Origin of the sequence: Methylobacterium sp. GXS13 (assembly GCF_001455965.1) — a bacterium.
GTDB lineage: Bacteria > Pseudomonadota > Alphaproteobacteria > Rhizobiales > Beijerinckiaceae > Methylobacterium.
Map to the genome: position 1 here is coordinate 36,039 of NZ_LKKO01000047.1, position 25,233 is coordinate 61,271.

General features: G+C 67.3%; 19 protein-coding genes, 2 tRNA genes and 1 pseudogene. 16 read left to right on the forward strand and 6 right to left on the reverse strand.

Annotation, left to right across the window (positions count from 1 at the left end):
- Positions 1–4: 4 nt before the first annotated feature.
- Positions 5–601 carry an HPF/RaiA family ribosome-associated protein gene (locus tag AO398_RS17215; protein ID WP_058193340.1) on the reverse strand — a complete coding sequence of 199 codons (597 nt, stop codon included), beginning with the start codon at positions 599–601 and terminating at the stop codon, positions 5–7.
- Positions 602–759: 158 nt separating this feature from the next.
- On the opposite strand from AO398_RS17215, the gene AO398_RS17220 reads away from it, so the two are divergent.
- The 5 genes and pseudogenes from AO398_RS17220 to AO398_RS29080 all read left to right on the forward strand — a co-directional run bounded on the left by AO398_RS17220 (position 760) and on the right by AO398_RS29080 (position 6,001).
- Positions 760–2,337 carry a glucan biosynthesis protein D gene (locus tag AO398_RS17220; RefSeq protein ID WP_058193341.1) on the forward strand — a complete coding sequence of 526 codons (1,578 nt, stop codon included), beginning with the start codon at positions 760–762 and terminating at the stop codon, positions 2,335–2,337.
- Between the two features lie 40 nt (positions 2,338–2,377).
- On the forward strand, positions 2,378–4,543 hold the full coding sequence (mdoH, locus tag AO398_RS17225) for a glucans biosynthesis glucosyltransferase MdoH (RefSeq protein WP_082643317.1): 2,166 nt from the start codon (positions 2,378–2,380) through the stop codon (positions 4,541–4,543).
- 74 nt (positions 4,544–4,617) lie between these two features.
- Positions 4,618–4,755 (forward strand): annotated as a pseudogene (locus AO398_RS17230) (cupin domain-containing protein); the annotation flags it as partial.
- 537 nt (positions 4,756–5,292) lie between these two features.
- Entirely contained in the window at positions 5,293–5,529 is a 237-nt protein-coding gene (locus tag AO398_RS17235) for a hypothetical protein (protein WP_058193343.1), read from the forward strand.
- Positions 5,530–5,842: 313 nt separating this feature from the next.
- Entirely contained in the window at positions 5,843–6,001 is a 159-nt protein-coding gene (locus AO398_RS29080) for a hypothetical protein (RefSeq protein ID WP_201025790.1), read from the forward strand.
- Between the two features lie 11 nt (positions 6,002–6,012).
- Here the strand turns inward: AO398_RS29080 and AO398_RS17240 are convergent, their stop codons facing one another.
- Positions 6,013–6,213 (reverse strand): hypothetical protein, encoded by a 201-nt coding sequence (locus AO398_RS17240; RefSeq protein ID WP_058193344.1) that lies wholly within the window; start codon positions 6,211–6,213, stop codon positions 6,013–6,015.
- 153 nt (positions 6,214–6,366) lie between these two features.
- Here AO398_RS17240 and AO398_RS17245 point away from each other — a divergent pair, with 153 nt between their 5' ends.
- Together AO398_RS17245 and AO398_RS17250 are read left to right on the forward strand one after the other, a co-directional pair.
- The gene (locus AO398_RS17245; RefSeq protein WP_058193345.1) at positions 6,367–6,849 is read left to right on the forward strand and encodes a hypothetical protein; all 483 of its coding nucleotides are present in this window, start codon (positions 6,367–6,369) and stop codon (positions 6,847–6,849) included.
- A gap of 78 nt (positions 6,850–6,927) precedes the next feature.
- Positions 6,928–9,246 (forward strand): Tex family protein, encoded by a 2,319-nt coding sequence (locus AO398_RS17250; protein ID WP_058193346.1) that lies wholly within the window; start codon positions 6,928–6,930, stop codon positions 9,244–9,246.
- A gap of 67 nt (positions 9,247–9,313) precedes the next feature.
- Here AO398_RS17250 and AO398_RS17255 read toward each other — a convergent pair whose 3' ends face one another.
- The 4 genes from AO398_RS17255 to AO398_RS17270 all read right to left on the reverse strand — a co-directional run bounded on the left by AO398_RS17255 (position 9,314) and on the right by AO398_RS17270 (position 15,341).
- Entirely contained in the window at positions 9,314–10,507 is a 1,194-nt protein-coding gene (locus AO398_RS17255; RefSeq protein WP_058193347.1) for a flagellin, read from the reverse strand.
- Between the two features lie 503 nt (positions 10,508–11,010).
- Positions 11,011–12,204 (reverse strand): flagellin, encoded by a 1,194-nt coding sequence (locus tag AO398_RS17260; protein WP_058193348.1) that lies wholly within the window; start codon positions 12,202–12,204, stop codon positions 11,011–11,013.
- A gap of 674 nt (positions 12,205–12,878) precedes the next feature.
- Positions 12,879–15,020: a tetratricopeptide repeat protein gene (locus AO398_RS17265; protein ID WP_058193349.1), complete on the reverse strand. Its 2,142-nt coding sequence runs from the start codon at positions 15,018–15,020 to the stop codon at positions 12,879–12,881.
- A gap of 231 nt (positions 15,021–15,251) precedes the next feature.
- A tRNA-Ser gene (locus AO398_RS17270) sits at positions 15,252–15,341 on the reverse strand.
- Positions 15,342–15,506: 165 nt separating this feature from the next.
- On the opposite strand from AO398_RS17270, the gene AO398_RS17275 reads away from it, so the two are divergent.
- The 9 genes from AO398_RS17275 (at position 15,507) to AO398_RS17315 (ending at position 25,231) form a co-directional block, all read left to right on the forward strand.
- Positions 15,507–15,580 (forward strand) — tRNA-Gln (locus AO398_RS17275).
- 209 nt (positions 15,581–15,789) lie between these two features.
- Complete coding sequence (locus AO398_RS17280; protein WP_244498813.1) at positions 15,790–16,173, forward strand: hypothetical protein; 384 nt, start codon at positions 15,790–15,792, stop codon at positions 16,171–16,173.
- 39 nt (positions 16,174–16,212) lie between these two features.
- Positions 16,213–17,595 carry a PepSY domain-containing protein gene (locus tag AO398_RS17285; RefSeq protein ID WP_058193351.1) on the forward strand — a complete coding sequence of 461 codons (1,383 nt, stop codon included), beginning with the start codon at positions 16,213–16,215 and terminating at the stop codon, positions 17,593–17,595.
- Positions 17,596–17,615: 20 nt separating this feature from the next.
- Positions 17,616–18,011, forward strand: a complete 396-nt coding sequence (locus AO398_RS17290) for a hypothetical protein (RefSeq protein WP_058193352.1) — start codon at positions 17,616–17,618, stop codon at positions 18,009–18,011.
- 67 nt (positions 18,012–18,078) lie between these two features.
- Positions 18,079–20,391, forward strand: coding sequence for a TonB-dependent receptor (locus AO398_RS17295; RefSeq protein WP_058193353.1), 2,313 nt, complete (start codon positions 18,079–18,081; stop codon positions 20,389–20,391).
- Positions 20,392–20,533: 142 nt separating this feature from the next.
- Complete coding sequence (locus AO398_RS17300; protein ID WP_058193354.1) at positions 20,534–21,508, forward strand: ABC transporter substrate-binding protein; 975 nt, start codon at positions 20,534–20,536, stop codon at positions 21,506–21,508.
- Positions 21,505–23,574: a cache domain-containing protein gene (locus AO398_RS17305; protein WP_082643318.1), complete on the forward strand. Its 2,070-nt coding sequence runs from the start codon at positions 21,505–21,507 to the stop codon at positions 23,572–23,574. Before AO398_RS17300 ends, AO398_RS17305 begins: the two co-directional genes overlap by 4 nt.
- A complete protein-coding gene (locus tag AO398_RS17310) occupies positions 23,571–23,969 on the forward strand; it encodes a response regulator (RefSeq protein ID WP_058193355.1) in 399 nt (132 codons plus the stop codon). Before AO398_RS17305 ends, AO398_RS17310 begins: the two co-directional genes overlap by 4 nt.
- Positions 23,966–25,231, forward strand: a complete 1,266-nt coding sequence (locus tag AO398_RS17315) for an adenylate/guanylate cyclase domain-containing protein (protein ID WP_058193356.1) — start codon at positions 23,966–23,968, stop codon at positions 25,229–25,231. Before AO398_RS17310 ends, AO398_RS17315 begins: the two co-directional genes overlap by 4 nt.
- Positions 25,232–25,233 lie beyond the last annotated feature (2 nt).

Consider the following 25,233-nt stretch of genomic DNA (forward strand, 5'->3'; position numbering starts at 1 on the left):
CGCGTCAGTCGACGGCGCCCGGCGGGTCCACCCAGCCGATCGCGCCGTCACTGCGCCGGTATACGACGTTGACGCGCCCGGTGCCAGCGTGGACGAACACAACCACTGGGTATCCCGTCATGTCGAGGGCAGTCACCGCCTCGCCGATGGTGCGGCGCTGCAGGGTCTTGGTGCTCTCGGCGACGATCGGCGGGTGGGCGTCGCCGTCCTCCGGCTCGTCATCGTCCACTTCCTCCGGTGGGGCGAACACCGCGTAGGCCGCCTCGATCGCCGCGGATTCACTGGGGCCGCTGGCATGCTGCTTCAACCGATGCTTGTAGCGGCGCAGTCGCGTCTCGAGCTTGTCAGCGGTCTGCTCGAAGCTCGACCTCGCGTCGTGCGACACACCCACCGCCTCGATCGTCAGGCCCGACGCGAGGTGCAGCACGCAACCCGTTCGGTACGCGGCTCCGTCCCGCCGAAGCGTTACATGGCCGGTACAGGAATCGTTCATGTGCGAGTCGAGGTACTTGTCGAGCGTCGCAGCGATCCGCTCGTCGATACGGCCGCGCAGACTCTCTCCGAGATCCACGCCGTGGCCCGTGACCCGCAACGATCCCATGCTGCCTCCCCCGTGCGATTCAGTCCCCGGAATTAGAGAGCCGGCTTGCGCTAAGTCAACGGAGGCGTGCCCGTTCCGTCCGAGGCGCCGCTTAACCCTGGGTTCAGCCGTCCTCCCGGTATACAGGCACCGTTCCGCCAACTGAGACGCAGGCCCGCATGACCACCGCCGACGGATTCGCCGCCGCTCCCACCCGCCGCGCCGTGTTGGCCGGGGCCGTGGGTAGCGCAGCGGGTTTCCTGCCGACGATCGCACGCGCGGTCGAGCCCGCAGGCGCCAATCCGGCAATCACGCTGCCGGGCGCCGGTGCGCCGTTTGAGCCGAACACGTTGATCGACATCGCCCGCGCCCGGGCAGCCGCCCCCTACGGGGCGCCGAAGACCGATGACGTGCCGGCCGTGCTGAAGGCCTTGTCCCGGGACGCCTATGAGGCGATCCATCCGGTGCCGGGTCGGGCCGTCTGGGCCGGCCGCGACTTCGGCTACGAGATCGAGCCCCTCCTGCGCGGATCGATCTTCGATACGCCGGTTTCGCTGTTCACCGTCGAGAATGGGCGGGTCCAGCCGGTGGCCTACGACCGGGACAGCCTGATCGCCGCCAACATCGCGCTGCCGGACTTGAACGCCGACACCGCTTTCTCCGGCTTCCGCCTCCGCGCGCGCTTCGGCGACGGGACGGACCTATCGAACTTCGCACTGTTTCAGGGGGCCTCATTCTTCCGCCTGGTAGCCGAGGGGCAGGATTTCGGCATCAACGCCCGGGCACTTGCCTTGCGGCCTGCAGATTCCCGCGGTGAGGAATTCCCGCTGTTCCGGGCCCTGTTCGTCGAGGCGCCCGCGCCCGGGCAACCGATCGTCGTCCACTCCCTGGTCGAATCGGAATCGGCAGCTGCCGCATTCACGCTCACGTTGACCCCGGGCCGGGAGGCTTCCGTGGCCGGGATCGACGGGACCGTGTTCGCCCGGGCCGAACTCGACCATATCGGGCTCGGCGGGATGCAGGGCAGCTACCTGTTCGGGCCCCTCGACCGACAGAGGGTGGACGATCTGCGCGCCGCCGCCTTCTCGGTCGAGGGCTTGGCGATCCGCAACGGCTACGGTGAACCGATCTGGCGCCCGGTACACAATCCCGAGGCGCTGCAGGTCTCGGCCTTCCTGGACCGGGGACCCAAGGGCTTCGGTTTGATGCAGCGTGCTCGCTCCTACGACGATTTCGAAGACGACCGCCGCCACTGGGAGCAGCGCCCATCCCTGTGGATCGAGCCCCAGGACGATTGGAGCGAGGGTGCGGTAACGCTCTTGGAAATTCCGAGCGATTCCGAATTGAACGAGAACGTGTTCGCCTATTGGCGCCCGAAAGCGAAGCTCGCAAAGGGCGGGGAGATGCGCTTCCTCTGCCGCCAGCACTGGTCCAAGGGCTGGCCCGATCCGCTGCCCCCGGACCTTGCCCGGGTTAAAGACAGCCGCTGCGGTCACGGCAGCATCGGCAACCGCCGCCTGTTTGCGGTCGATTTCGAGGGCGACGGGCTGACCCGGCCGGATGAGATCGAGATCGCGCTCAGCGCCTCGACCGGGACGATTACCCGTCAGGACCGATTCCATTATCCCGGGCGCAGGACCCTGAGGGTGCTGTTCGAGCTCGATCCGGGCAGCGAGCGGGCGAGCGAATTGCGTCTGGGGCTTCGGCGCGGCCAGGATCGCGCGAGTGAGACCTGGCTGTTCCGCTGGACACCGTGATTTTCCGTCCTGCCCATCACCCCGAGGATCAGACCCGACCGTGCGCCTGGACGAGACCATAACCCTGCCGCCGCCCGCTTCGCGAACCGATGCCGGCCCCGGGCGTCCCGAACGTAATGCCGCGATGCCCGACGAGGCGCCCCTGGCGATGCCGGTGCAGGATCTTGCATCGTGGGATCGCTCGTCCGCGCATCGGCCGGTGCGCAAGTCGAGACGCCCCTGGGCGTCCCGACTGTTCGTGTTCGGCGGAGCCCTGGCTCTAACGGGCTATGGCGGCTGGCAGATGGTCGAAACCGTGTCGATTTCCGGCAGCCCGACCCCCCTCCAGCTCGTTCTGGTGGTGCTGTTCTGCCTGACCTTCTCGTGGATCGCGCTCGCCTTCACCAGCGGCTTGCTCGGTTTTGCAATGCTGCTGCGCCGGCCGCGACGAAGCCCGCACCCGGCCGCGCTCCACACCCGCACCGCCGTGCTGATGCCGGTCTACAATGAAGCCACCGCGCGAACTTTCGCGGGCGTCGAGGCCATGCGCGAGGCCGTGGAGGCCACCGGTCTGGGCGACCATTTCGACTGGTTCGTGCTCTCGGACTCGACGCAAGCCGATGCCTGGATTGCCGAGGAGCGCGCTTTCCTCAATCTGCGCCGTCGCCTCGGCCCGGACGCCAGGCTCTACTACCGGCACCGGCCCAAGAACCATCACCGCAAGGCTGGCAACATCGGCGATTTCGTCACCCGCTGGGGCGGACGGTACGACCACATGCTGGTGCTCGACGCCGACAGCCTGATGAGCGGCCCGGCGATCGTGGCGCTCGCAGCCGCCATGGAGGCCGACCCGGATGCGGGTATCATCCAGACGCTGCCATTAATCATCAACCGCAACACGCTATTCGCCCGCCTCCAGCAATTCGCCGCCCGGATCTACGGGCCGGTCATTGCCGCCGGGCTATCCGCCTGGTCGGGCCGCGATGGCAATTACTGGGGCCACAACGCCATCATCCGGACCCGGGCCTTCGCGCAATCCTGCGGCCTGCCGGACCTGCCCGGGAAGCCGCCCTTCGGCGGCCACATCCTGTCCCACGACTTCGTGGAAGCGGCGTTGATCCGCCGTGCCGGCTGGGCGGTCTACATGCTGCATCGCCTGCCGGGCTCCTTTGAGGAGAGTCCACCCTCCCTGATCGACGTCGCGGTCCGCGACCGCCGCTGGGCGCAGGGCAACCTCCAACATGCTCGCGTGATTAGCGCCGCCGGCCTGCATCCGGCGACTCGCCAGCACTTCGCCACCGGCATCGCCGGCTACCTCGCCTCCCCGCTCTGGCTGTGTCAGCTCGTGGTCGGCATCCTGCTCGTCCTCCAGACCGCCACCGAGCGGCCGGATTATTTCGGCGGCGCCGGCTTCTCGCCGGTCTTCCCGCGGTTCGACCCGGTCCGCGCGCTCCAGTTGTTCGGCCTGACCATGGCGGTGCTGCTGGCGCCGAAACTCCTCGGTCTGATCCTCGCCCTGCTGGATGGTCCGGTACGCCGGGCCTGCGGCGGTGCCGGCCGGCTAGTCCTGTCGAGCCTGGTCGAGATCCTGCTTTCGGCCTTAGTCGCTCCGGTGGCGATGGTGATCCAGTCCGGCTCGGTGATGGGCATCCTGCTCGGACGCGACACAGGCTGGAACCCGCAGCGCCGCGACGACGGCTCGATCCCGATGCGGGACATCGTCGCCCGGCACCGCTGGCACATGGCCCTCGGCCTCGTTGCCGGGATCGCGGCATTCGCTCTCGCGACCTCGCTGTTCCTCTGGATGAGCCCGACGATCCTGGGCCTCGTGCTGGCGATCCCGATCTCCTGGGCGAGTGGCCAGCTCGGGCTCGGCCTCGCCCTCAAGCGCCGCCTCCTGCTTGCCACCCCCGAGGAGGCATCGCCGCCCGAAATTGCAGTCCGGGCCGGCATCCTGGCGGCGCGCAACGCCGCTCAGGGTCTCGACGATGCCGACGCGCTGGCGGCCCTCCACGCCGACCCGGACCTGGCCGAGGCCCATGCCCGCATGCTGCCGGTCGGTGTGTCCCGGCCCCGGGGCGTCATCGATCCGGATCAGACCCTTGCCACCGCCAAGGTCTGCGAGGCCGAGACCGTGGCCGAGGCTCAGGCTTGGCTCTCGCCGAAAGAACGCATGGCGCTGCTTCACGACCGAGCGCTTCTCGACCGGCTGGTGCGGCTGAATTAGACCGCTATGCCTGTTGCGAAAAGAATGCGACGACGAGCGACCTCGTGATGTCCGGCCGGCCCTCTCAAGTGCGGCCCGGCGAGAAGCACTGGCACGGCACCACCGCGACGACGGCAATGAGCCATATCGCGATTCATGAGCGTCTGGATGGACAGGCGATGACGTGGCTAGAGGCGGTGAGCGACGATCAGTATCGTGGGCGGGTGAGCTGACGCGCCGCGTTCTGTCCGTAGCGCCGCTGCCGTCGGTGGGCGTACGATGAAAGCCTCCGCGCCGCGAATGCTTGGGCGCGGGAGCCGAGCGGCAGAACGTGCTCTTCCGGACCGGGGCTCGGCGACGCGAGTGACCCGTCGGCTCGGATCCTCACACCGTGACGCAGGGATCGGGGTGAGCGGTACTGCCTTACCGGGTCGAAGCGAGCGCAAGCGTGGATCGATCGCTGCGAGTGAACGACTGTTCTGCGCCGTTACCGCCATGCGGTTTCCGGCCCTCACGGGCGGTGGCGCGGCAGCGGCCGAGCCGGATAGCGCTTCGTTGTCCGTTCCAGCTTGAGCTTCCTGAACGTTCCGGTCAGGCCGACCTCACCGCGGATCTCATGGACGACAAGTACGCGATCAGCCTCAATGGTGGCCTATCCGGCTCGGCCGGCTGGTTCTTCCAGGGCTCCGGCAGCGCCCGTTCCCAGGGGCGTTTCTCGGCCAACGGCACGGTCCTCGGCCGATTTTCGGATCGACGGCCGCTACGGTGCGATGCCGGTCCTGGTGCATGTCGTCCTAGAGTTCGGGACCGTCCGCAGGGCCGAGGTTGAGCCGGCACCGATGCCGAAGCCCGACAGGGTGCCCGTCACGGCGGCCGACACGCGGGGCGTCACCGATCCGATCGGCATGCTGGCGGTGCCGGTGGGGTCCGGCCCAGTCATGCCATCCCTGTGCGAGCGCCGCATCCCGGTCTTCGACGGGGCGGTGCGAGCCGATCTTGTACTGTGACGCGGCGCAGTGGTGGCGGTCACCGCTGGCCCGTACCGCAGCCCGGCGCTGGATTGCCGAATCCGGTGGGCTCCGATCGTGGTGCACCGCGCGAAGGGCTCGTCCGTGCGGCGGATGGCCGAGAACGACGACCTGCGTGGACGCCTTGCCCCTGTCCCAGGGGCCGTCTGCTGCTGCCGCTCGCAATCGGGGTGGGCACCAATTGGGGCGCGGCTCGAATCAACGCGACGGCCTGAGGCACCCCTCAAGTCGGGTCCGTCAGGCGCGATTAACCATCGGCTCCTAGAGTCGGTCGGGTCAAACGGAGTTCTCCATGACCTTGCTGCTCGCTTTGCTGCTGTTGCCCCTCGCGATCGCCATCGTGCTGGCCCGCGGCGAGCCCGTGCGCACCATCAGCTGCCTCGGCGCCATGGGCGTCGGCTGCGTCATCGCCTGCTGGAGCGTGATGGGGCTGCTGCGTCACCGGGCCTGAGCCGGGACGGCTCATAGGAAACCGCCGGCGCGGGGGACACCGGCGAGGTTTCGCCCGGCCCGCGCCACGAGCTGTGCGAAGGCCATCGCGGCCGCGATCGCCTGTGCCTGTGACGGGAAATCGCGCCGGGACGCGATCACCGTGTCCTCGGTCTCATTCACCAAAACCCAGGACCAATGCGACCGGTTGCTGGCGCGAATCTCGAAGCGCACGGGCTGCCCGCCGATTCACAACGTACCGTGAATCACCAAAGCACGGACCGGTGACAGGGCGATGAAGGCAGGCAGCTTAGCGCGGATCCTGCACGTGCAAGCCCACCGACATCGCTAGACCAACGCGCCCGGGGTTCGTCTGAATCCGTACATATGCGTGTTCGCCGCACCTCTTCCCTTGACCGGAGTCGGCCGAAGGCGTTCGATCCGATTGCGCCGGCCAGCGAACTCATCGCTCCGCTTCGCCGCCTCCGCACTTCGCCGCTCGGCCGTCGCCCCGGTGCCTGCATCCTGCTGGCGTTCGGTTCGGCCGTATCGCACGCCCCTCACCTGTTGCACGGATTCGGCTGCCGTTCGCACGGCATCGCTCACCGGGCGACGAAGCGGATCGAATCGATGGCGGACGGCAGCGGATCCTCGGCAGCACGGTCATACCGAACCCTTCAGAATCTCGCCGGGACGCTGGGATGCTCGACGGAGGTGTTCTTCGGCGACACGGCTCCCCACATCTTCGCTGACGCCGAGGAATTGCTCCGTCTGTGGCTCGCACTCGAGAATTCGTCGGAGAGGCTGCGCGTTCTCGATTTCGTCCGGGCCGTCAAATCCGCCGCCGATCCGAAGTGCGGCGACGCCTGAGAGGCCCTTTCCCGGCATCTTGCATCCAATCGTGTGGCGGCTATGGCAAGGCCCCGCCCATCGCCTGCCGGAGCCTGCATGACATCCGTGAACGCGCTGATCGCCGGTGAACTTAAGGTCGGCGAGGCGCAGGTCGCTGCCGCCGTGTCACTGCTCGATGGCGGTGCCACAGTCCCGTTCATCGCCCGCTACCGCAAGGAGAACACCGGCGGCCTGGACGACGCGCAGTTGCGCAAGCTCGATGAGCGGCTCGGCTATCTGCGGGACCTCACCGATCGCCGCACCACCATCGTCGAGAGCATCCGCGCCCAAGGAAAGTTGACGCCGGCGCTCGCCACCGCCCTCGCTGCCGCTGACACCAAGGCGCGGCTCGAGGATCTCTATCTGCCCTTTCGGCCGAAGCGGCGCTCGAAGGCCCAGACCGCCCGGGAGGCCGGGCTCGAGCCCTTGGCCAAGGCGCTGTTGGCTCAGCCGGAGATCGCACCGGAGCGGGCTGCGGCGCCGTTCGTCGCAGCCGATAAGGGCATCGTCGACGCCGAGACGGCCCTGGAGGGCGCCAAGGCGATCCTGATCGAGCACGTCGCCGAGGATGCCGATCTGATCGGCCGATTGCGCGCGGACTTCTGGCGCAGCGGTCAATTGGCCTCGAAGATCCGCACCGGTAAGGCCGCCGAGGGCGCAAAATTCTCGGATTACTTCGAATGGACGGAGCGGCTGGAGCGGATGCCTTCGCATCGGATCCTGGCGATCCTTCGCGGGGAACGCGAAGGCATCCTCGATGTCGATCTCACCGCCGAAGGCGACGAGTCGGTGCCTGGAAAGCCCGGACTCTTCGAAACCGCGATCTGCAGCCGGCATCGCATCGCCGCGCGGGGCCGGCCGGGGGATGCCTGGCTGATGGAGGTCGTGCGCACCGCCTGGCGGACCAAGATCCGGACCGGGATCAAGCAAGACCTGCGCACCCGGCTGTTCGAGCGCGCCGAGGACGAGGCCGTCAAAGTCTTCGCCGGCAACCTTAAGGACCTGCTGCTCGCCGCCCCCGCAGGTGGACGGGCGACGCTCGGGCTCGATCCCGGCTACCGGAATGGCGTGAAGGTCGCGGTGGCCGATTCGACCGGCCGGATCGTGGCCGTGGAGACCACCTATCCGCATGAGCCGCAGCGGCGCTGGAAGGAGGCGGTTGCGAGCCTCGGGCGGCTCTGTCGCCAGCACCGGGTCGAGTTGATCGCCATCGGCAACGGCACCGCGTCGCGGGAGACCGAGCGGCTGGCAGCCGAGATCGTGGTAGCCAATCCCGACCTGACGCTCGCGAAGGTCACGGTCTCGGAGGCCGGCGCCTCGGTCTACTCGGCCTCGGAGATCGCGTCGCGGGAGCTGCCCGACCTCGACGTATCTCATCGCGGCGCCGCCTCGATCGCCCGGCGGTTGCAGGACCCGCTCGCCGAGCTCGTGAAGATCGATCCGAAATCGATCGGGGTCGGGCAGTACCAGCACGATGTCAGCGAGACGAAGCTGTCGCGCCAGCTCTCGGCGGTGGTCGAGGATGCGGTGAACGCGGTGGGCGTCGACGTGAACACCGCGTCCCCGGCCCTGCTGGCCCAGGTCTCCGGCCTCGGCGCGTCGATGGCCGACCGGATCGTCGCGCACAGGGACGCGAACGGTCCGTTCCGGACGCGGACGGCGCTCAAGAAGGTGCAGGGTCTCGGCCCGAAGACCTTCGAGCTGGCCGCCGGCTTCCTGCGCATCCGGGACGGCGACGACCCGCTCGACGCCTCCGGGGTCCATCCGGAATCCTATCCCGTCGTGCGGCGGATCCTGCAGGCGACCAAGAGCGACATCCGCGTGCTGCTCGGCAACACGACGACCCTGAGCCAACTTTCGCCCGAGGCATTCGCCGATACACGCTTCGGACCGCCGACCGTGCGGGACATCATCGCCGAGCTGGAGAAACCCGGCCGCGATCCGCGCCCGGCCTTCAAGACGGCGAGCTTCCAGGAGGGCGTCGAGACCATCGGCGATCTCCGGCCTGGTATGCAGCTTGAAGGCGTGGTCACCAACGTCGCGGCGTTCGGCGCCTTCGTGGATATCGGTGTCCATCAGGACGGCCTCGTGCACATTTCCGCGATGGCGCGCCGGCGCATCGCCTCGCCGGCCGAGGTGGTCCGGACCGGGGAGGTCATCCGGGTCCTGGTGCTCAGCGTCGATGCCCCGCGCAAGCGGATCGCCCTGTCGATGCGCCTGGACGACCCGATCGAGCCGGGGTCGCAAGCGCGGCGCGGCAGCGAGCCTTCGCCCGATCCACGGCGGATGCAATCCAAGCCGATACCGGACACCGGTGGCGGGGCCCTGGCCGACGCCCTCCGGAGAGCCGGGGCCTCCCCATCCAAGAGAAACTGAACGGGCGGCACACATAGAAACGGCCGGGGTTTCGCCCCGGCCGTTTGCGTTTCGCGGCGCCTGACGCTTAGCGCAGCAGCTGCAGGATGCCCTGCTGGGCCTGGTTCGCCAGCGACAGGGCCGAGATGCCCAGCGATTGGCGGGTCGACAGGGCCTGCGAGTTCGCAGCCTCCTGGTTCAGATCCGCTGCCGTCAGGTTCGACGCGCCGGTGTCGAGCACGTTGATCAGGTTCTTGCTGAAGTCCTGGCGGTTCTGCACCACCGAGAGGTTCGAGCCGAAGGTCGAAGCGTCGGTGCGCAGCTGGCTGGAGGCAGTCGTGAGCTTGTTCAGGGTCGTGTTGATGTCGCCGTTGAGAAGGAAGCTGCCCTGCCCGACCGTCGAGGTCTTGGCCGAGGTGCTGGTGATCGAGGTCAGGCCGAGGCCGCTCGAGGTCTCGTCGGTCGCCGAGACCGTGAGGTTCGAGTTGCCCTTCGGGTTGAACTTGATCGTCAGGTTGTTGTTGTCGCCCTTGCCGTTGATCAGGTTCGTACCGTTGAAGCTCGAATCGCCGGCGAGCTGATCGATCTGGGTCAGCAGGCTGTTGTACTGCGAGGCGAGCGTCGCCCGGGCCGAGACGCCCGACACGCTCAGGTCCGAACTCTGGCCGGCCGCGGCGGTCGTGCCGTAGGTCGGGCCGGAGGAGGCCGTACCGCCCGCAAAGCCCAGCGCGGTCTGGTCGGCCGAGGTCTTGAATTCCACGTCCGAGGACGCGTTCATGACGATCTTGGTGCCGTCGGTGCTCTTCGAGAAGCTGCCGGCGCCGACCGCGGTGTTGAGCTTGGTCAGGGCCTGGTCGAGGGTGTCGGTCGAGGCCAGCGCGACGGTGGTGGCCGAGCCGTTGACGTAGAGGTTGAGCGTGGTGTTGGCGGCCGGGGCCGAATAGGCGGTCGAGGCGGTGCCGGTGGTGGTGATCTGGGTGGACAGCGCCTGGTTGGCGACCGACTTGGCCTGATCGACCAGCTTCTGGATCGAGGTGATGCCCTGGTTGGCGGCCTGGATCGACTGGATGCCGTTCGAGATGCCGTCGAGCAGGTTGCCGAGATCGCCCGAGCGCTGGCTCAGCGACTGGGAGGTGAAGAAGCTCACCGGGTTGTCGAGGGCCGAGGAGACCTTCAGGCCGGTGGAGAGCCGGTTCTGGGTGGTCGCGGTCAGCGAGGCCGTATCCTGCAGGGAGAGCAGGTTCTGGCGGGTGGCGGCGGTGAGAGTAACGCTGGAAGACATGAGGTCGATCCTTTTGATCGATGGGCCGTCTTATTGGCGGCTCATTCCCGTATCGTCCGGCAACCTGCGGAGATATTAATTTTATTTCCGCCCAGACATATTTCGCAAAAATCGTTAATGGACGATGGGAGGCGAATTTAAAATCGATTCTTCGTCTGACGTATCGGATGGCAGACAACGTTACTATTCAACCCAATCGCCTCACATCAAGGCTTCAATAATCCGATTTCTTGCTTGATAGAAGCGCATCGGCACGTCGTCCCACGCCCGGTCATCTTGTTTCCGGCCTGAAGAAATCGGGGCCTGGGACGCCCATGCGGGCCCGGTCGAACGCCGCGGACGGGTTCGACGCCTCATCCGCGCTAAAGAAGCGGACGGGATGGACCGGCTCCAGGTCGATCGCCCGGAGATCATACCGGACCCGAGGGATCCGAATGAAGACGGCGCAAACGGAAACGGCCGGGGCGTGGCCCCGGCCGTTCCGACTTCGATGCGCCTGACGCTTAGCGCAGCAGCTGGAGGATGCCCTGCTGAGCCTGGTTCGCCAGCGACAGGGCCGAGATGCCCAGGGACTGGCGGGTGGACAGGGCCTGCGAGTTCGCAGCCTCCTGGTTCAGATCCGCCGCCGTCAGGTTCGACGCGCCGGTGTCGAGCACGTTGATCAGGTTCTTGCTGAAGTCCTGGCGGTTCTGCACCACCGAGAGGTTCGAACCGAAGGTCGAAGCATCGGTGCGCAACTGGCTCGATGCGGTCGTAAGCTTGTTCAGGGTCGTGTTGATGTCGGCATTGAGCAGGAAGCTGCCCTGCCCGATCGTCGACGTCTTGGTCGAGGTGCTGGTGATCGAGGTCAGGCCGAGGCCGCTCGAGGTCTCGTCGGTCGCCGAGACCGTGAGGTTCGAGTTGCCCTTCGGGTTGAAGTTGATCGTCAGGTTGTTGTTGTCGCCCTTGCCGTTGATCAGGTTCGTACCGTTGAAGCTCGAATCGCCGGCGAGCTGATCGATCTGGGTCAGCAGGCTGTTGTACTGCGAGGCGAGCGTCGCCCGGGCCGAGACGCCCGACACGCTCAGGTCCGAACTCTGGCCGGCCGCGGCGGTCGTGCCGTAGGTCGGGCCGGAGGAGGCCGTACCGCCCGCAAAGCCCAGCGCGGTCTGGTCGGCCGAGGTCTTGAATTCCACGTCCGAGGACGCGTTCATGACGATCTTGGTGCCGTCGGTGCTCTTCGAGAAGCTGCCGGCGCCGACCGCGGTGTTGAGCTTGGTCAGGGCCTGGTCGAGGGTGTCGGTCGAGGCCAGCGCGACGGTGGTGGCCGAGCCGTTGACGTAGAGGTTGAGCGTGGTGTTGGCGGCCGGGGCCGAATAGGCGGTCGAGGCGGTGCCGGTGGTGGTGATCTGGGTGGACAGCGCCTGGTTGGCGACCGACTTGGCCTGATCGACCAGCTTCTGGATCGAGGTGATGCCCTGGTTGGCGGCCTGGATCGACTGGATGCCGTTCGAGATGCCGTCGAGCAGGTTGCCGAGATCGCCCGAGCGCTGGCTCAGCGACTGGGAGGTGAAGAAGCTCACCGGGTTGTCGAGGGCCGAGGAGACCTTCAGGCCGGTGGAGAGCCGGTTCTGGGTGGTTGCGGTCAGCGAGGCCGTATCCTGCAGGGAGAGCAGGTTCTGGCGGGTGGCGGCGGTGAGGGTGACGCTGGAAGACATCGGGTCGATCCTTTTGATCGCGAAGCCGTCTTATTGGCGGCTCCTGCGATGTATCGCCCGATGGCTTGCGGAGACCTTAATTCGATCCTCGAAAAAATGTATCTGGGGGACATCGTTAATGAGTCTCGACCGCGCACGAATAAGAAATGTGCTGCGCTTGAACCCTGCCATCTTTGAGGATCAGGATCATTTTATTCTGACATTGACAAAATCAGCTCGGCATTGCTTTACGAGGCGAAGATCGCTGCAACCTAAATTCACTTAAGATTTGTCAAATGGATCTTTTCGGGAGCACGTTCGGCCGGCTCAAACGTCGCCAGCGATGACAGGCGTCCGCCGCCGCGAGGCCGATCACGAGCCGCCCCTGGCCCAACCGGGGCCGCAGCATTACGGATACCGACTGATCGATGCGTCACCGGCTCCGCTGGCCCCTGGGATCCGGTGAGCGGCTGCGGCATGACCGAGCGACCAGGATGAGCCTGCATGCGCTCGGCGCGGGGCGGAGATATCGGTTCGACGCGAACCGGCACGGCAGAAGCGGAATCGCGCGCCTCAGTGTTTCGCTAGGCGATCGGGCGTGGGGGCGGCGACGGTGCGGTCCGTCCTGACGAACGTCGACGCCCCTTGGATCCCGGCAGCGATGCGCGGCCTTGCGCTTCCGGCGGGGCCGCGTGTCAGGCTTGCCCTTCGGACAGCCAGGCCCGCCACATCCCCCGGAATGCGGCATCGACATCCGCTGCCAGGGCAGCGTGATCCATCAGCGGGCTGGCATGCAAGCGCTCGCGCAGATCCTGGCGGATCGTCCGCAGGCGCTCGTTATTGCAGGCGAGATCCCGGGCGATTGCGACGTAGTCCTCCTCGCTATCCGCGATCAGATCCGGCAGGCCCATCGCAGTGAGAACCGAGACGCCGGTGCGCGCCGCCGCGTGGCCGCCCCGCAGCGTCACGAACGGCACGCCCATCGACAGCGTGTCGTAGCTCGTCGTGCCGCCGTTATAAGGGTATGGATCCAGGGCGATATCCACCCGGTGGTAGAGCTCGTGGTAGCCGCTGTTGACCCGCGGCTGGAAGATCACCCGGTCCAGCGGCATGCCGGCCGCGGTGAGACGCGTTTCGACGGCCTCGCGGACCTCCGGGGTGCCGATATCACCCACCACCATGAACAGCCGCGCATCCGGCACGGATGACAGGATGGCGGCCCAGGTCCGGAGGGCGTCGTTGCAGACCTTGGTCAGGCGGTTGAAGCAGCCGAAGGTGATGGAGCCCGCATCCTCGAAGGGCGCCCGCGCGCGCGCCGGCGGCAGATCGTCGACGCCGGCATAGGTGGCGGTCACCCGGGGCAGGCGCCAGAGCCGCTCGGCATGAAGCGGCTCGGCGAGGCCGAGCGGATCGGTAATCGGGTCGGTGAGGCGATAGTCGATCGCCGTCAGGCCGGTGGTACCGGGATGCCCGATCCAGGTCACCTGCACGGGTGCGGGCTTACGGGCGAAAACCAGCAGGCGATTGCCAGCGCTGTGGCCGGACAGGTCGACCAGGATGTCGATCGCGTCGGCCTCGATCCGGTCGGCCGCCTCGTCGTCGTCGAGGCCGGCCAGGTTGATCCAGCCGTCGAACAACGGCTTGAGCCGCTCGGAGACCGCGTCTTCGCTCGCATGCGTCATGTAGGCCAGCGCCGTGATGCCGTCCCGGTCGATGGCCCGCAGATAGGGCTCGAAGAAGCGGACGAGCGCATGGTTGCAGAAATCGCCCGAGACGAAGCCGACGCGAAGGCGACGATCCGGATCGCGATCGTTGGCGAAGGGGCGCCGCCGCAGGAGGGGGTCTGCGTAGCGACGGCCATAGGCCAGCGCATCGGCGGCGTATTCCGCATGCGGGATGTCGGCGGCGTAGAGCTTGGCGAACAGGCGATTCGAGGCGACGAACAGCTTGGATGGATCGAGGCTCAGGGCGCGGTCGAAGGCCTCCACCGCCTCGCCCAAGCGCCCGAGGGCCAGCAGGGCACTGCCGCGGTTGCTGTGCGCGCCGGCATTGCCGGGCTCCAGCGTAATTGCACGCTCGGCGTGCCGCAGGGCCTCGCCGTACCGGAACCGGCGCTGGTAAACGCCGGCGAGGTTGGCATGCGCGATCGCTAGGTCGGGATCGAGTTCGAGGGCCTTCTCCAGGGCCGAGATGGCGCCGTCGTGATCGCCCCGATTGGTGAGGACGGAGCTGAGCCCGCTGAAGAACAGCGGGTTCTCCGGCTCACGGTAGAGCGCGATGCTGATCAGATCGTAGGCGAGCTCGGGCCGGTTCGTCCGGGCCGCGATGGCGCCGGCGAGGTAGGTCGCGTGGGCGTGGGTGTCGTCGAGGAGGAGCACCAGATCGAGCAGCGCCTCCGCCGGGCGGTACTCGCCCCGGTCGTAGCGGGCCTGCGCCGCCGCGAAGGTGCTGGTCAGGAACGCCGTGTTGAGCGGTCGCGTCTCGGAACCGAAGGTCTGCGCCTTATAGCGCTCCAGGATCGCGCGCGCGTCCGGCTGCCGTTCGACCGCGAGCAGGGCGGTGGCGAGCGCCAGCCAGTAGCCCGGCCGCTCCGGCGCGCCCCGCAACGCCGTGACGAAATGGGTCACGGCCTTCTCCGGCGCGGTTCGCGCGGCGATCTGGCCGAGTTCGTAATGCGCCTCGGGATGGTCGGGCTCGGCGCCGAGGACGCGCCGCAGGCTGGATTCGGCCCGATCGAAGCGACCGGAGGCGCGATGATCCCGAGCTTTGGCGAGGCTGCGCATCGCAGCCCCGTCCAGCGTTGTCCCGCGCGTCCGCCCGCTATCGTGATCGAGCATTCCGCGCCCTCCTGTCGCGCGGAGATTGCGAAGGCATCGTTAAGGACGCGTAAACCCGGTCTGCAGGCGCGTTTCGGAGTTCCGGCAACCCTGCGCAGAGCCGGACTGTAAGGACGAGGAATTCCGCGCCTTCGCAGGCGCCGGTGGATGGCTTCGCCGATGCTCCGGAACGCTGCACGGGCCGCCGACGATACCGCTGGCAAACCAAACCGAGCTGCCAGCGACGCAGGCTGGCGGAAGGGGTGGGATTCGAACCCACGGTGGAGTTGCCCCCACGGCGGTTTTCAAGACCGCTGCCTTAAACCACTCGGCCACCCTTCCAAGCCGCGCCTGCGGCCCTCCGGTTATGGCTGCCCCGCTCGCCGCGTCAACAGGAGAACGCCCTGTTGACCTGTCACGCCATTCCGCATATCTCACCGCCACGCCCCCGGCCGCCATGTCGGCGCGGGCGCGGTCCGGTCGTGGGTTTCCATCTAACCGGCGCGGTGGGGGATAGTTTAACGGTAGAACGGTGGACTCTGACTCCTCTAGTCCTGGTTCGAATCCAGGTCCCCCAGCCACCGAGTTGCACTTCAACGACAAGACTGCAGAATCCGGGATCGGCGATAGGTGCCGCGCGTGAAGCACGCGACCGCCCTGATGCACGTCCGACGCGTGGCGGGCGTCACCCCCGGGCCGTCATGTTCGCGGGCCTGAGGTCTCTTCGATCGCGTAAGCCCTGATAACGCCTGATCGAGCGCCGGCGCCCCGTTGACGGCCGGCGGCGACGATGCCTAACAATCTTGTTATGTGCTGGCGCCTGCCCCTGACGGTTCGAGGCCGCGCGATCATCGGGATGGTCGCGCTCTACGCGCTGTTGCTTCAGGCCTTCCTCGGCTTTGCGACGCCAACCCACGCCCTCGGGTCGCCCGGCGCGGTGCTGTGCGCCGAGCACGGCTCCGGTCCATCCGATGACGGAGCGCCTCCACGGCATGCCCACCCCTGCTGCACGCTGGTGCAGGTGGTCGATGCGGCACTGCCCCCGACCGAGCCGATCGCCGTCGCGTGGCCGTTCGCGCCGGCCCAGCGCTTGGCCTGGCGCCCGGAAGCTGACCGGCCGAAGACCGGTCCGCCGCCCTCAGCCACCTCCGCCCGAGGTCCGCCCGTCGCCTGACGATCCCGTTTCCCGATCGTTCAGGCCCGGACCGTTCCCATGTCGATTCTGCTGCACGGCAACGCCCCCGCGTTCGGGGCCGTAGCCGCTTTGCGTGCCTCCCGCGAGGCTGTCTATCGCGCCGTGTGGCGCTGGCACTTTTATGCGGGCCTGCTGTGCCTGCCGTTCCTGATCGGTCTGTCGGCCACCGGCGCGCTCTACCTGTTCAAGGACGAGATCAACGGCAGCCTGTTCGCCTACCGGACCCGCGTGGTCGTTCAGGCGACCGCGCCCCTCGGGCCGGATCGCCTGATCTTCAACGCCCTGCAGGTGGAGCCGGACGGGGTGCCGATCTCCTACGCGGATCCGCCCTCGCCAGACGCCTCCGCGGTGGTCACCCTGTCGAAGGGGGCACGCAAACGGCTCGTCTATCTTAATCCCTATACGGGATCCGTTCTCGACCGCGTCGATCGCGATGGCGAGTTCATGATGGTCGTGCGCGGCCTGCACAGCCTCAGTTATTTCGGGCCCTTCGCCAATGCCTTGGTCGAGGTGGTGGCGGGCTTCGCCATCATTCTGGTGATCACGGGCGTGTGCCTCTGGTGGCCGCGTGGCCAAACCGGTGGCGTGATCACCCTACGCGCAACCCCGAGCCGTCGGGTCTGGTGGCGCGACCTTCATGCCGTGACCGGGCTCGTGGCCGGGGGCGGCCTGCTGTTCCTGGCGATCACCGGGCTGCCCTGGTCGATCTGGTGGGGGCAGCAGCTGCGCACCTGGTCGAACGCCGCCGGGCTCGGCCAGCCCGCAATCCTGTGGGCCGGCAAGACGGTCTCGGCAGTGCCGATGCGCGCGCGGCTGCCCGATGCCGGCTGGACCCTTCAGGATGCCCCGGTGCCGCGCTCGCAGCCGTCCGCCAGAGCGGCTGAGCCTATCGGAATCGATCAGGCCGCAGCGATCCTCACCCGTCTTGGGATGCCGCGGGGCTACGAACTCGCGCTGCCGGTCGGCGCCGACGGGGTCTTCGCGGCGGCCGCGTATCCGCACGATGTCGCCGAGCAGCGGATGATCTCCCTCGATCAGTATACCGGCGCACCCCTGGTCGACGTGCATTTCGCCGATCTCGGTCCGGTCGGGCGGGCGATCCAGTACGGGATCGGCATCCACAAGGGCGAGCATTGGGGCCGGGCCAACCAGTTCGCCATGCTGGCCTTCTGCCTGGCCACGATCCTGCTCGCGGTCACCGCCGCCACGATGTGGTGGAAGCGCCGACCGACCCGCGGTCTCGGCGCGCCGCCCTGGCCGCGGGACCGGCGTGTGATTCTGACCGTGACCTCGATCATCGCAGGGCTGGGTGCGCTGTTTCCCCTGACCGGCCTAGCAATCCTCGGGATGATCGGGCTCGATCTCGCGATCCAGGTCGCCCGCAGGCGCGAGGCGGCCTGATCCGAAGACGGGCGGGCTCGATGCCCGTGTCGACCGACCTCACCCTCAGGCGCAGGCGCCCCGGCTTCCTTGGGACAGGGCTGATCCTGCTCGCCCTGTGGGTACAGGCCCTGGCGCCGCTGGCCGCCCTGCGGATGGCGCTGGCCGTGCCGGACATGCCGGGCGCGATTCTGTGCGGCCACCCGCCGGATGGAGTCGTGATCGGCGCGGTCTTGGACCAGCCGGAGGCGCCGCCGACCTGCGACGTCTGCCGGCTCTGCCGCGCCGGGATGATCCCCCCCCCCCTTCCGGAAGCCCCCGGTCTCGCCCGCCTGCTGCGCTGGACCGCGCCGGCTTGGCCGATCCCTCCGCCGTCCCATCCGAAGCCGGCGCCGCGCATCGCAGGCCAGCCGCGTGCGCCACCCCTCCCCGCCTGATCCCGGCCTTCATGCAGGCGGCGACCGCGCCGTCCGACCCCGTGACCGATCAGACGAGACTTTTGAGATGGTAATTCCCCAAGCCGCATCGCGGTTCGGCGCGCTGGCCGTGCTGCTCGCCGGCAGCGCGATACCGGCCTTCGCGCAACAGGCCGTCACGCTGGACGAGCTCTCCGTCGAAGGCGAAGCCGGTTCCGGCGTCGGCCGAACCGCCGTCGCCACGCCGTTCGGCGTGGCCGCGCCCCAGGGCTCGGCCCCCTCGGTGATCGAGCATCCGGTCGGCGAGATCGTCACGGCAATCGGGCGGGAGAACACCATCGCCAACCGGCCGGCGACCAGCATCGGCTCGGTGCTGGTGAACAGCCCAGGCGTCACCGTCCGCCAGGGCAATGGCGGGCGCGATGTGGTCATCTCGATCCGCGGCAACAACGCCCGCTCCACCGGGGTGATCAAGAACACGGTGGTGCTGGAGGACGGATTCATCCTCACTCAGCCGGACGGCGCGTCGCGCTTCGACCTGACCGACCCGCGGGCCTACAGCCGCATCGACGTGTTCCGCGGGCCGCAATCGCCCCTGTTCGGCAACTACGCCACGGGCGGCGCCATCGCGTTCCGCACCCGCACCGGCCGGGAGATCGACGGCTACGAGATCGGGACCGACGCAGGCAGCTTCGGCTACCTCAGCAATTACTTCACGGTGGGCAAGGCCAGCGGGCCGTTCGAGATCAGCCTGTTCGCGAGCGATGTCCGGGCCAACGGCTATCAGGATCATGCGAGCTACAACACGCAGACCATCAATCTGCTGGCGAGCTACACCCCGACGCCGGACAATCGGTTCACCCTGAAGGTCATCAACAACAACCTCGACACCAATCTCGCGGCCCGATCTTCGTTAACGCAGTATCGGATCAATCCCTACCAGCGGGGTTGCGCCGCCGCCGCGATCGCCGCCCCCGGCTGCACGACCTTTGCCCTGCTCACCAACGGCGCGTTCGGCGCTACCGTCCCGGTCACCGCCGACGAAGGGGCCTTCGGACGCAAGGACCGGCGCACCATCGTGGCAGCGCGCTGGGAGCACGATATCGACGCGTTCACCACCTGGCGGACGCAACTCGGCTTCGACGAGCGCAACTTCAATCAACCCTTCTATACGACCTCATCGCAGGGCTCCTATCCGGCCTGGAATTTCTTGACCGACGTGACACGGCGCGGCGACCTCTTCGGCCTGCCGGCGGTGGGCTATGTGGCGCTCGCCTACAACACGATCGACAACCGTATCGCCACCTATAACCGCGCGCCCTATGGCGGGCCCCGTCTCGGCGCTTTGATCGGCGTTCAGGACGCGGTCCAATCGAACCTCGGCGGCCGTGCGCGACTGGAACTCGCCCTGTCCGATCACTGGACCGGCGTGCTGGGCATCAGCGCCGAGGGCACAGCCATCACGGGACGCAACCTCGCCTACGGCTACGCCGCCGGCGGCACGACCCGGACGGTGGCAGATGCGGACCGCAACTTCCTGAACGTCGCTCCCGAACTCGCGCTGGTCTACCGGCCGGACGACGCTTGGGCGTTCCGTGGCCGGGTCGCCACCGGTTACACCACACCGGCCGCAAGCAACCTGTTCATCACCCCGGCGGGTCTCCCCGGAAACAACACGCAGCTCCAGACCCAGGAGAATCTCGGCTTCGACCTCGGGGCAGACTGGAGCCCCATCGACACGGTGCGGCTCAGCGTGACCGGTTTCTACGAGTTCTTCCGCAATGAACTGGTCTCACAATCGCCGGGCGCGGGGCTCTTGGCCTACACCTTCAACGCGCCGGCCTCCGAGCACCGGGGTCTCGAAGTCGGGGCCGACTGGGCCTTCGCACCGGGCTGGCGCGGGGTCCTGGCCTACACGTTCGATGATCAGATCTACGCACGCTACACCGAGCAGTTGAGCGCTGGCAGCCTGACGCGCCGGTTCGACCGGGCGGGCAACCAGATCCCCGGCGTGCCGGCGCATCAGGTGCTGGCGCGGGTCGGCTACGATGTGCCGACGGGGCCGCTCGCCGGCCTGGGAGCCTTCGTCGAGACGGTGGTGCAGGGCGACTTCTACATCGACAACGCCAATTTGCTGAAGGCGCCGGGCTACGCGATCGTCAATGCTAACGTCCATTACGCCGCGGAGCTGACCGGCGGCTACGCGAAGCGGCTGAACCTCTACCTGGAGGTACGCAATCTCTTCGACACGACTTACGTCGCCTCTGCTCAGACTCTCGCCAACTCGATCAGTGGCGCGACCGGCCTCCAGAATGGCGCCGGTGTTCTGGCGACCACCACGGGGTCCGTGTTCGCAGGTGCGCCGCGCAACATCGTCGGGGGATTCCGTCTGGCATTCTGATAACCGCTTCCGCAGGTCGGCCGTGGTGTGCGGGCCGAGCTTGGATTAAGCCACATTCGGCCACCTTGAGGTCGAGCCGTGTGCTTCCGGCCCGACCTGCGCGACGTCCGGCCGGCGGCGATGGATTGGGCGCGGTGTTCGGATGCGACGGCGGACTCTACTCGCTGGGCTGTCTGTGACTTTGGCCGGGCGATCGCTCGCCGCCCTGGCGGACGAACGCGCACATGTGGCGGCGCTCTGGCCGTTCGTGACCGACGATCCGGAGGGTTTGGCGCTTGCCGCGACCCTTCGCGCGACCCTGCGCGATCACGGGAAGTCGGATCTGCGCATCACCGATTACTGGGGCGGCGGGAGTCCGGAACGGACCGACGCCCTGGCGGCCGAACTCGTGGCATCCGCGCCGAAGGTGATCTTCACTTATCTCAAGCAGCAGCTCGCGGCCGTCTGTGCGGTGACGCGTACGATCCCGGTTGTCTCCGTCGGGCCCGATCCGGTCCGATCGGAATACGCCGCCAGCTTGCAGCGGCCGGGGGGCAACGTCACGGGCTTCATGCTGTACGAGCCCTCCCTCGGCGGGAAATGGGTGGCGGCTCTCAAGGAGGCCGTGCCATCGATCGACCGCGTTGCTCTCGTGTCGAACCCGAATAACGAAGGGCGGTACGGCAACTTCTTCGCGGAGCCCTTCCTATCAACCGCGACCGCCCTCGGCCTCGAACCGACGATCGCGACGATCAAAAGCGAGAGCGAGATCGAGCCGGTGATCACGCAGCTTGCCCGGCAGGAACGTGTCGGCGTGATCGTGGCGCCCGGGACCTTCGGTGAAGCCAACGGTGACCGGATCGTCGCGTTCGTGACGGCGCATCGCCTGCCGACGCTCTTCGCGATCCGCCGTTTTGCCTATCGGGGCGGGCTGATGGCCTATGGACCGGACACCACCGACGCGATCAGCCGCGCGACGGCCTATGTCGATCGCATCCTCAACGGCGAGAACCCCGCGATTCTGCCGATCCAACTGCCGACGCGGTTCGATTTCATCGTGAACCTTGAGACGGCGCAGGCGCTGGGCATCACGTTTTCCTCGGCGCTTCTCGCGCAAGCCGACGAGATCGTCGAATGAGCAAGCCGCTCGCCCCAGCCGCGGTGTCGAACCCGCCCATACCGGACGTGACGCAGCCGGCCCCGAAGCGGTCGCTGCGGCGCTTCCGCTTGCGGCTTTCAGGAAAGTTCGGCGTCGCGTTCGTTGGATTGGTGACCCTCGTCCTCCTGATCCACGGCGCCGTCGACCTGTTCCTGAACTTCGAGGATGCGAAGCGGACGGCCATCGAAGTGCAGCGCGAGAAGGCGCGTGCCGCCGCCGAGCGCGTCCAGGCATTCCTGTCCGAGATCGAAAATCAGATCGGCTGGACGACGCGGGCCGAATGGCGGCGCGTCGCACCGGAGCAGCGCCGTTACGACTTCATCCGGCTCCTGCGCCAGGCCCCCGCCATCACGGAGGTCGCCTATCTCGATCCGAGCGGCAGGGAGCAGCTGCGCCTGTCGCGGCTCGAGCCCGACGCGATCGGAAGCGGGAAGGACTTTTCCGCCACGCCCCTATTCACCGAGGCACTCAAGGACAAGATCTGGTTCGGGCCGGTCTATTTCCGCCGGGGATCCGAACCGTACATGACCATCGCGGTGGCCCATTCCGGGCGCGATCCCGGTGTCACCGTGGCCGAGGTCAACCTGAAGCTGATCTGGGACGTGGTCAGCAGCATCAAGATCGGCGAGGGCGGCTACGCCTTCGTGGTCACGTCCAACGGGCACCTGATCGCGCATCCGGATCTCAGCCTCGTCTTACGCGACACCGACCTGTCCAATCTGCCCGAGGTCGCAATTGCGCTGGCCTCCATCGAAGCCGGGGATAAGCGGCAGTCGGACGATTACGAGATCACGACGGGAATCGATGGCGGGTCGGTCCTGGCGGCCCGCGCCACGATCCCGCGGGTCGACTGGATCGTGTTCGTGCAGCTGCCCTTGCGGGAGGCGATGCAACCGTTGATCGAGACTGTCATCCAGACCGTCTCCCTGTTCTTCCTCTCCGTGCTTCTGGCGACCGTGGCCGGAACGTACCTCGCCAGGCGCATGGTCGTGCCGATCCGCCAGTTGCAGGATGGTGCGGAACGCTTCGGCGCCGGCGACCTCTCGGAACGGATCGTGATCCGCACCGGCGACGAGATCGAGACCCTCGCGCACCGCTTCAACCTCATGGCGAGCCGCGTGCAGGAATCCTACGAGACCCTTGAGGCCAAGGTCGAGGAACGGACCCGTGACCTCAACAAGTCCCTCGACGATCTCCAGAAGGCTCAGAGCCGCCTCGTCCAATCCGAGAAGCTCGCCTCACTCGGCCAGCTCACGGCCGGCATCGCGCACGAGATCAAGAACCCGCTGAACTTCGTGAACAACTTCGCCTCGCTGTCGAGCGACCTCGTCGACGAGTTGCAGGAGGTGCTTCAGCCCGCAAACCTCGATCCGAAGAGCCGCGCGGAGGTCGATGAGATCGCCGAGCTGTTGAAGGGCAATCTCGGGAAGGTCGTGCAACACGGCAAGCGCGCCGATTCGATCATCAAGAACATGCTGCTGCACTCGCGCTCCGGGTCCGGCGAGCACCGCCCCGTCGAGATCAACGCCCTGGTCGAGGAGAGCCTGAACCTGGCCTATCACGGGGCTCGGGCGGCGCAGCCGGCCTTCAACGTCACCCTGGTCCGCGATCTGGACCCGGCGGCCGGCTCTGCGGATGTCTACCCACAGGAATTGACCCGCGTTCTGCTGAACCTGATGTCGAACGGGTTCTATGCAACCGAGAAGCGTAAGGCGGCGGGAACCGAACCCGGTTACGAACCGACCCTGTCGATCACCACGCGCGACCACGGCGACCGTGTCGAGATCCGTGTGCGGGACAACGGAACCGGCATCCCGGAGAGCGTCAAGGCCAAGATGTTCGACCCGTTCTTCACCACCAAGCCGCCTGGAGAGGGGACCGGCCTCGGCCTGTCCCTGAGCCACGACATCCTGGTCAAGCAGCATGGCGGGTCGATCGACGTCGCCACCGAGCCCGGCCAATTCACCGAGTTCACGATCCTGCTGCCCCGCGGCGCCGGCACGAATGCACAGACGATTGTCGCCCAAGGCCAGAGCGCGCCATGACCGTCCTCATCCTTGTCGTGGACGATGAGCCCGACGTCACGGAACTGTTCCGGCAGCAATTCCGCCGCGAGCTTCGCGCCGGGCGTTTCACGATGGACTTCGCGCATTCGGCGCCCGATGCCCTGGCCTGTCTGAAGGCTTCGGATGCCTCGAGTCTGATTCTCATGTTCTCCGACATCAACATGCCGGGCATGACCGGCCTGGAACTTCTGCCGCTCGTGCGGGCCGCGCGGCCGGATGTCCCGGTCATCATGATCACGGCCTACGGCAATGCCGACACCCGCGAGAAGGTTCTGGCCGGCGGGGCGGTGGGCCTGATCACCAAGCCGATCGACTTCGATCTCCTGCGCTCCGAGATCGACCGGCGTGTGACGTCCATCGCGGGGCCGGCATGAACGCCGACCTGCCCCCCGCCAAGATCCTGGTCGTCGACGACGAGCCGGATCTCGAGGCGCTGATCACCCAGAAATTCCGCCGGCAGATCCGGTCCGGCCAAGTCGCCTTCCTGTTCGCCCGTGACGGACATGAGGCCCTACAACTGCTCGTCGCGCATCGCGATGTCGACATGGTCGTGTCGGACATCAACATGCCGGGCATGGACGGGCTGACCCTGCTCGCGAAGCTGCAGGAATCCGACGACAAGCCTTCGACCATCATTGTGTCGGCCTACGGCGATATGGCCAATATCCGCACCGCCATGAATCGCGGGGCCTTCGACTTCCTGACCAAGCCGATCGACTTCACCGATCTCGAGACCACGATCGCGCGAACACTGCGCCACGTCGGGACCCTGCGCGAAGGCCGCCAGCGACAGATGCTGGCCGAGCGCGCGCACGCCTCCCTGGCGCGGTACTTCTCGCCCAATCTCGCCGAACGCCTGGCGGGGGACGCATCCGGGCTGGAGCTCGGCGGCGAGCGGCGCGAGGTGGCGTCCCTCTTCACCGATATCGCCGGATTCACTGGGCTGGTGGAGAGCCTGGACCCAGCTCAGCTCGCCGAGATTCTGAACGGCTACTTCGCGGAGATGACCGATCTGGTCTTCGCGCATGAGGGTACCGTCGCCAAGATCGTCGGCGACGCACTCCATGTCTTGTTCGGGGCTCCCGGCGATCAGCCGGACCACGCGGCGCGGGCAGTTGATTGTGCGCTCGCCCTCGACACCGCCTCCGAGGCCTTCCGGGCGCGCTGGCAGGACCGGGGAATCGCGATCGGTCAGACGCGGATCGGCGTTCATGCCGGGCCGGCCATCGTCGGCAATTTCGGCGGCGGCCGGTATTTCGATTACACGGCCTACGGCGACACCATCAACACCTCCGCCCGCCTGGAGAACGCCAACAAGGCGCTCGGTACACGGATCTGCGTGAGCCAGAGTGTGGTGATCCGGGCCGAGCGATTCCGTGGCCGCCCGGTCGGCGACTTGGTCCTGCGCGGAAAGCAGGGCGCGCTGCGCGCCTTCGAGCCGCTGACCGAGGAGGAATACGACAGCACGACGCTCGACCGCTATCTGGACGCGTTCGCCAAGCTGGAAGCTGGAGAGGCCGGCGCGATGCCGGCCTTCGCGGCTTTGGTCGGGTTGCGCCCGGACGATACGTTGGCGGCGTTCCATCTCAAGCGCCTGCTCAACGGTGCCTCTGGAACGCGCATCGAGGTGCGTTGATT

What these genes read in the sequence shown, in the direction of transcription:
- AO398_RS17310 (WP_058193355.1), top strand. Translation starts at nt 23,571, where the DNA reads ATGACCGTCCTCATCCTTGTCGTGGACGATGAGCCCGACGTCACGGAA.
- AO398_RS17300 (WP_058193354.1), top strand. Translation starts at nt 20,534, where the DNA reads ATGCGACGGCGGACTCTACTCGCTGGGCTGTCTGTGACTTTGGCCGGG.
- AO398_RS29080 (WP_201025790.1), top strand. Translation starts at nt 5,843, where the DNA reads ATGACCTTGCTGCTCGCTTTGCTGCTGTTGCCCCTCGCGATCGCCATC.
- AO398_RS17220 (WP_058193341.1), top strand. Translation starts at nt 760, where the DNA reads ATGACCACCGCCGACGGATTCGCCGCCGCTCCCACCCGCCGCGCCGTG.
- AO398_RS17250 (WP_058193346.1), top strand. Translation starts at nt 6,928, where the DNA reads ATGACATCCGTGAACGCGCTGATCGCCGGTGAACTTAAGGTCGGCGAG.
- AO398_RS17285 (WP_058193351.1), top strand. Translation starts at nt 16,213, where the DNA reads ATGTCGATTCTGCTGCACGGCAACGCCCCCGCGTTCGGGGCCGTAGCC.
- AO398_RS17295 (WP_058193353.1), top strand. Translation starts at nt 18,079, where the DNA reads ATGGTAATTCCCCAAGCCGCATCGCGGTTCGGCGCGCTGGCCGTGCTG.
- AO398_RS17235 (WP_058193343.1), top strand. Translation starts at nt 5,293, where the DNA reads ATGCCGGTCCTGGTGCATGTCGTCCTAGAGTTCGGGACCGTCCGCAGG.
- AO398_RS17260 (WP_058193348.1), bottom strand. Translation starts at nt 12,204, where the DNA reads ATGTCTTCCAGCGTCACCCTCACCGCCGCCACCCGCCAGAACCTGCTC.
- AO398_RS17315 (WP_058193356.1), top strand. Translation starts at nt 23,966, where the DNA reads ATGAACGCCGACCTGCCCCCCGCCAAGATCCTGGTCGTCGACGACGAG.
- AO398_RS17265 (WP_058193349.1), bottom strand. Translation starts at nt 15,020, where the DNA reads ATGCTCGATCACGATAGCGGGCGGACGCGCGGGACAACGCTGGACGGG.
- AO398_RS17245 (WP_058193345.1), top strand. Translation starts at nt 6,367, where the DNA reads ATGCGTGTTCGCCGCACCTCTTCCCTTGACCGGAGTCGGCCGAAGGCG.
- AO398_RS17305 (WP_082643318.1), top strand. Translation starts at nt 21,505, where the DNA reads ATGAGCAAGCCGCTCGCCCCAGCCGCGGTGTCGAACCCGCCCATACCG.
- AO398_RS17255 (WP_058193347.1), bottom strand. Translation starts at nt 10,507, where the DNA reads ATGTCTTCCAGCGTTACTCTCACCGCCGCCACCCGCCAGAACCTGCTC.
- AO398_RS17215 (WP_058193340.1), bottom strand. Translation starts at nt 601, where the DNA reads ATGGGATCGTTGCGGGTCACGGGCCACGGCGTGGATCTCGGAGAGAGT.
- AO398_RS17290 (WP_058193352.1), top strand. Translation starts at nt 17,616, where the DNA reads ATGCCCGTGTCGACCGACCTCACCCTCAGGCGCAGGCGCCCCGGCTTC.
- AO398_RS17280 (WP_244498813.1), top strand. Translation starts at nt 15,790, where the DNA reads ATGCCTAACAATCTTGTTATGTGCTGGCGCCTGCCCCTGACGGTTCGA.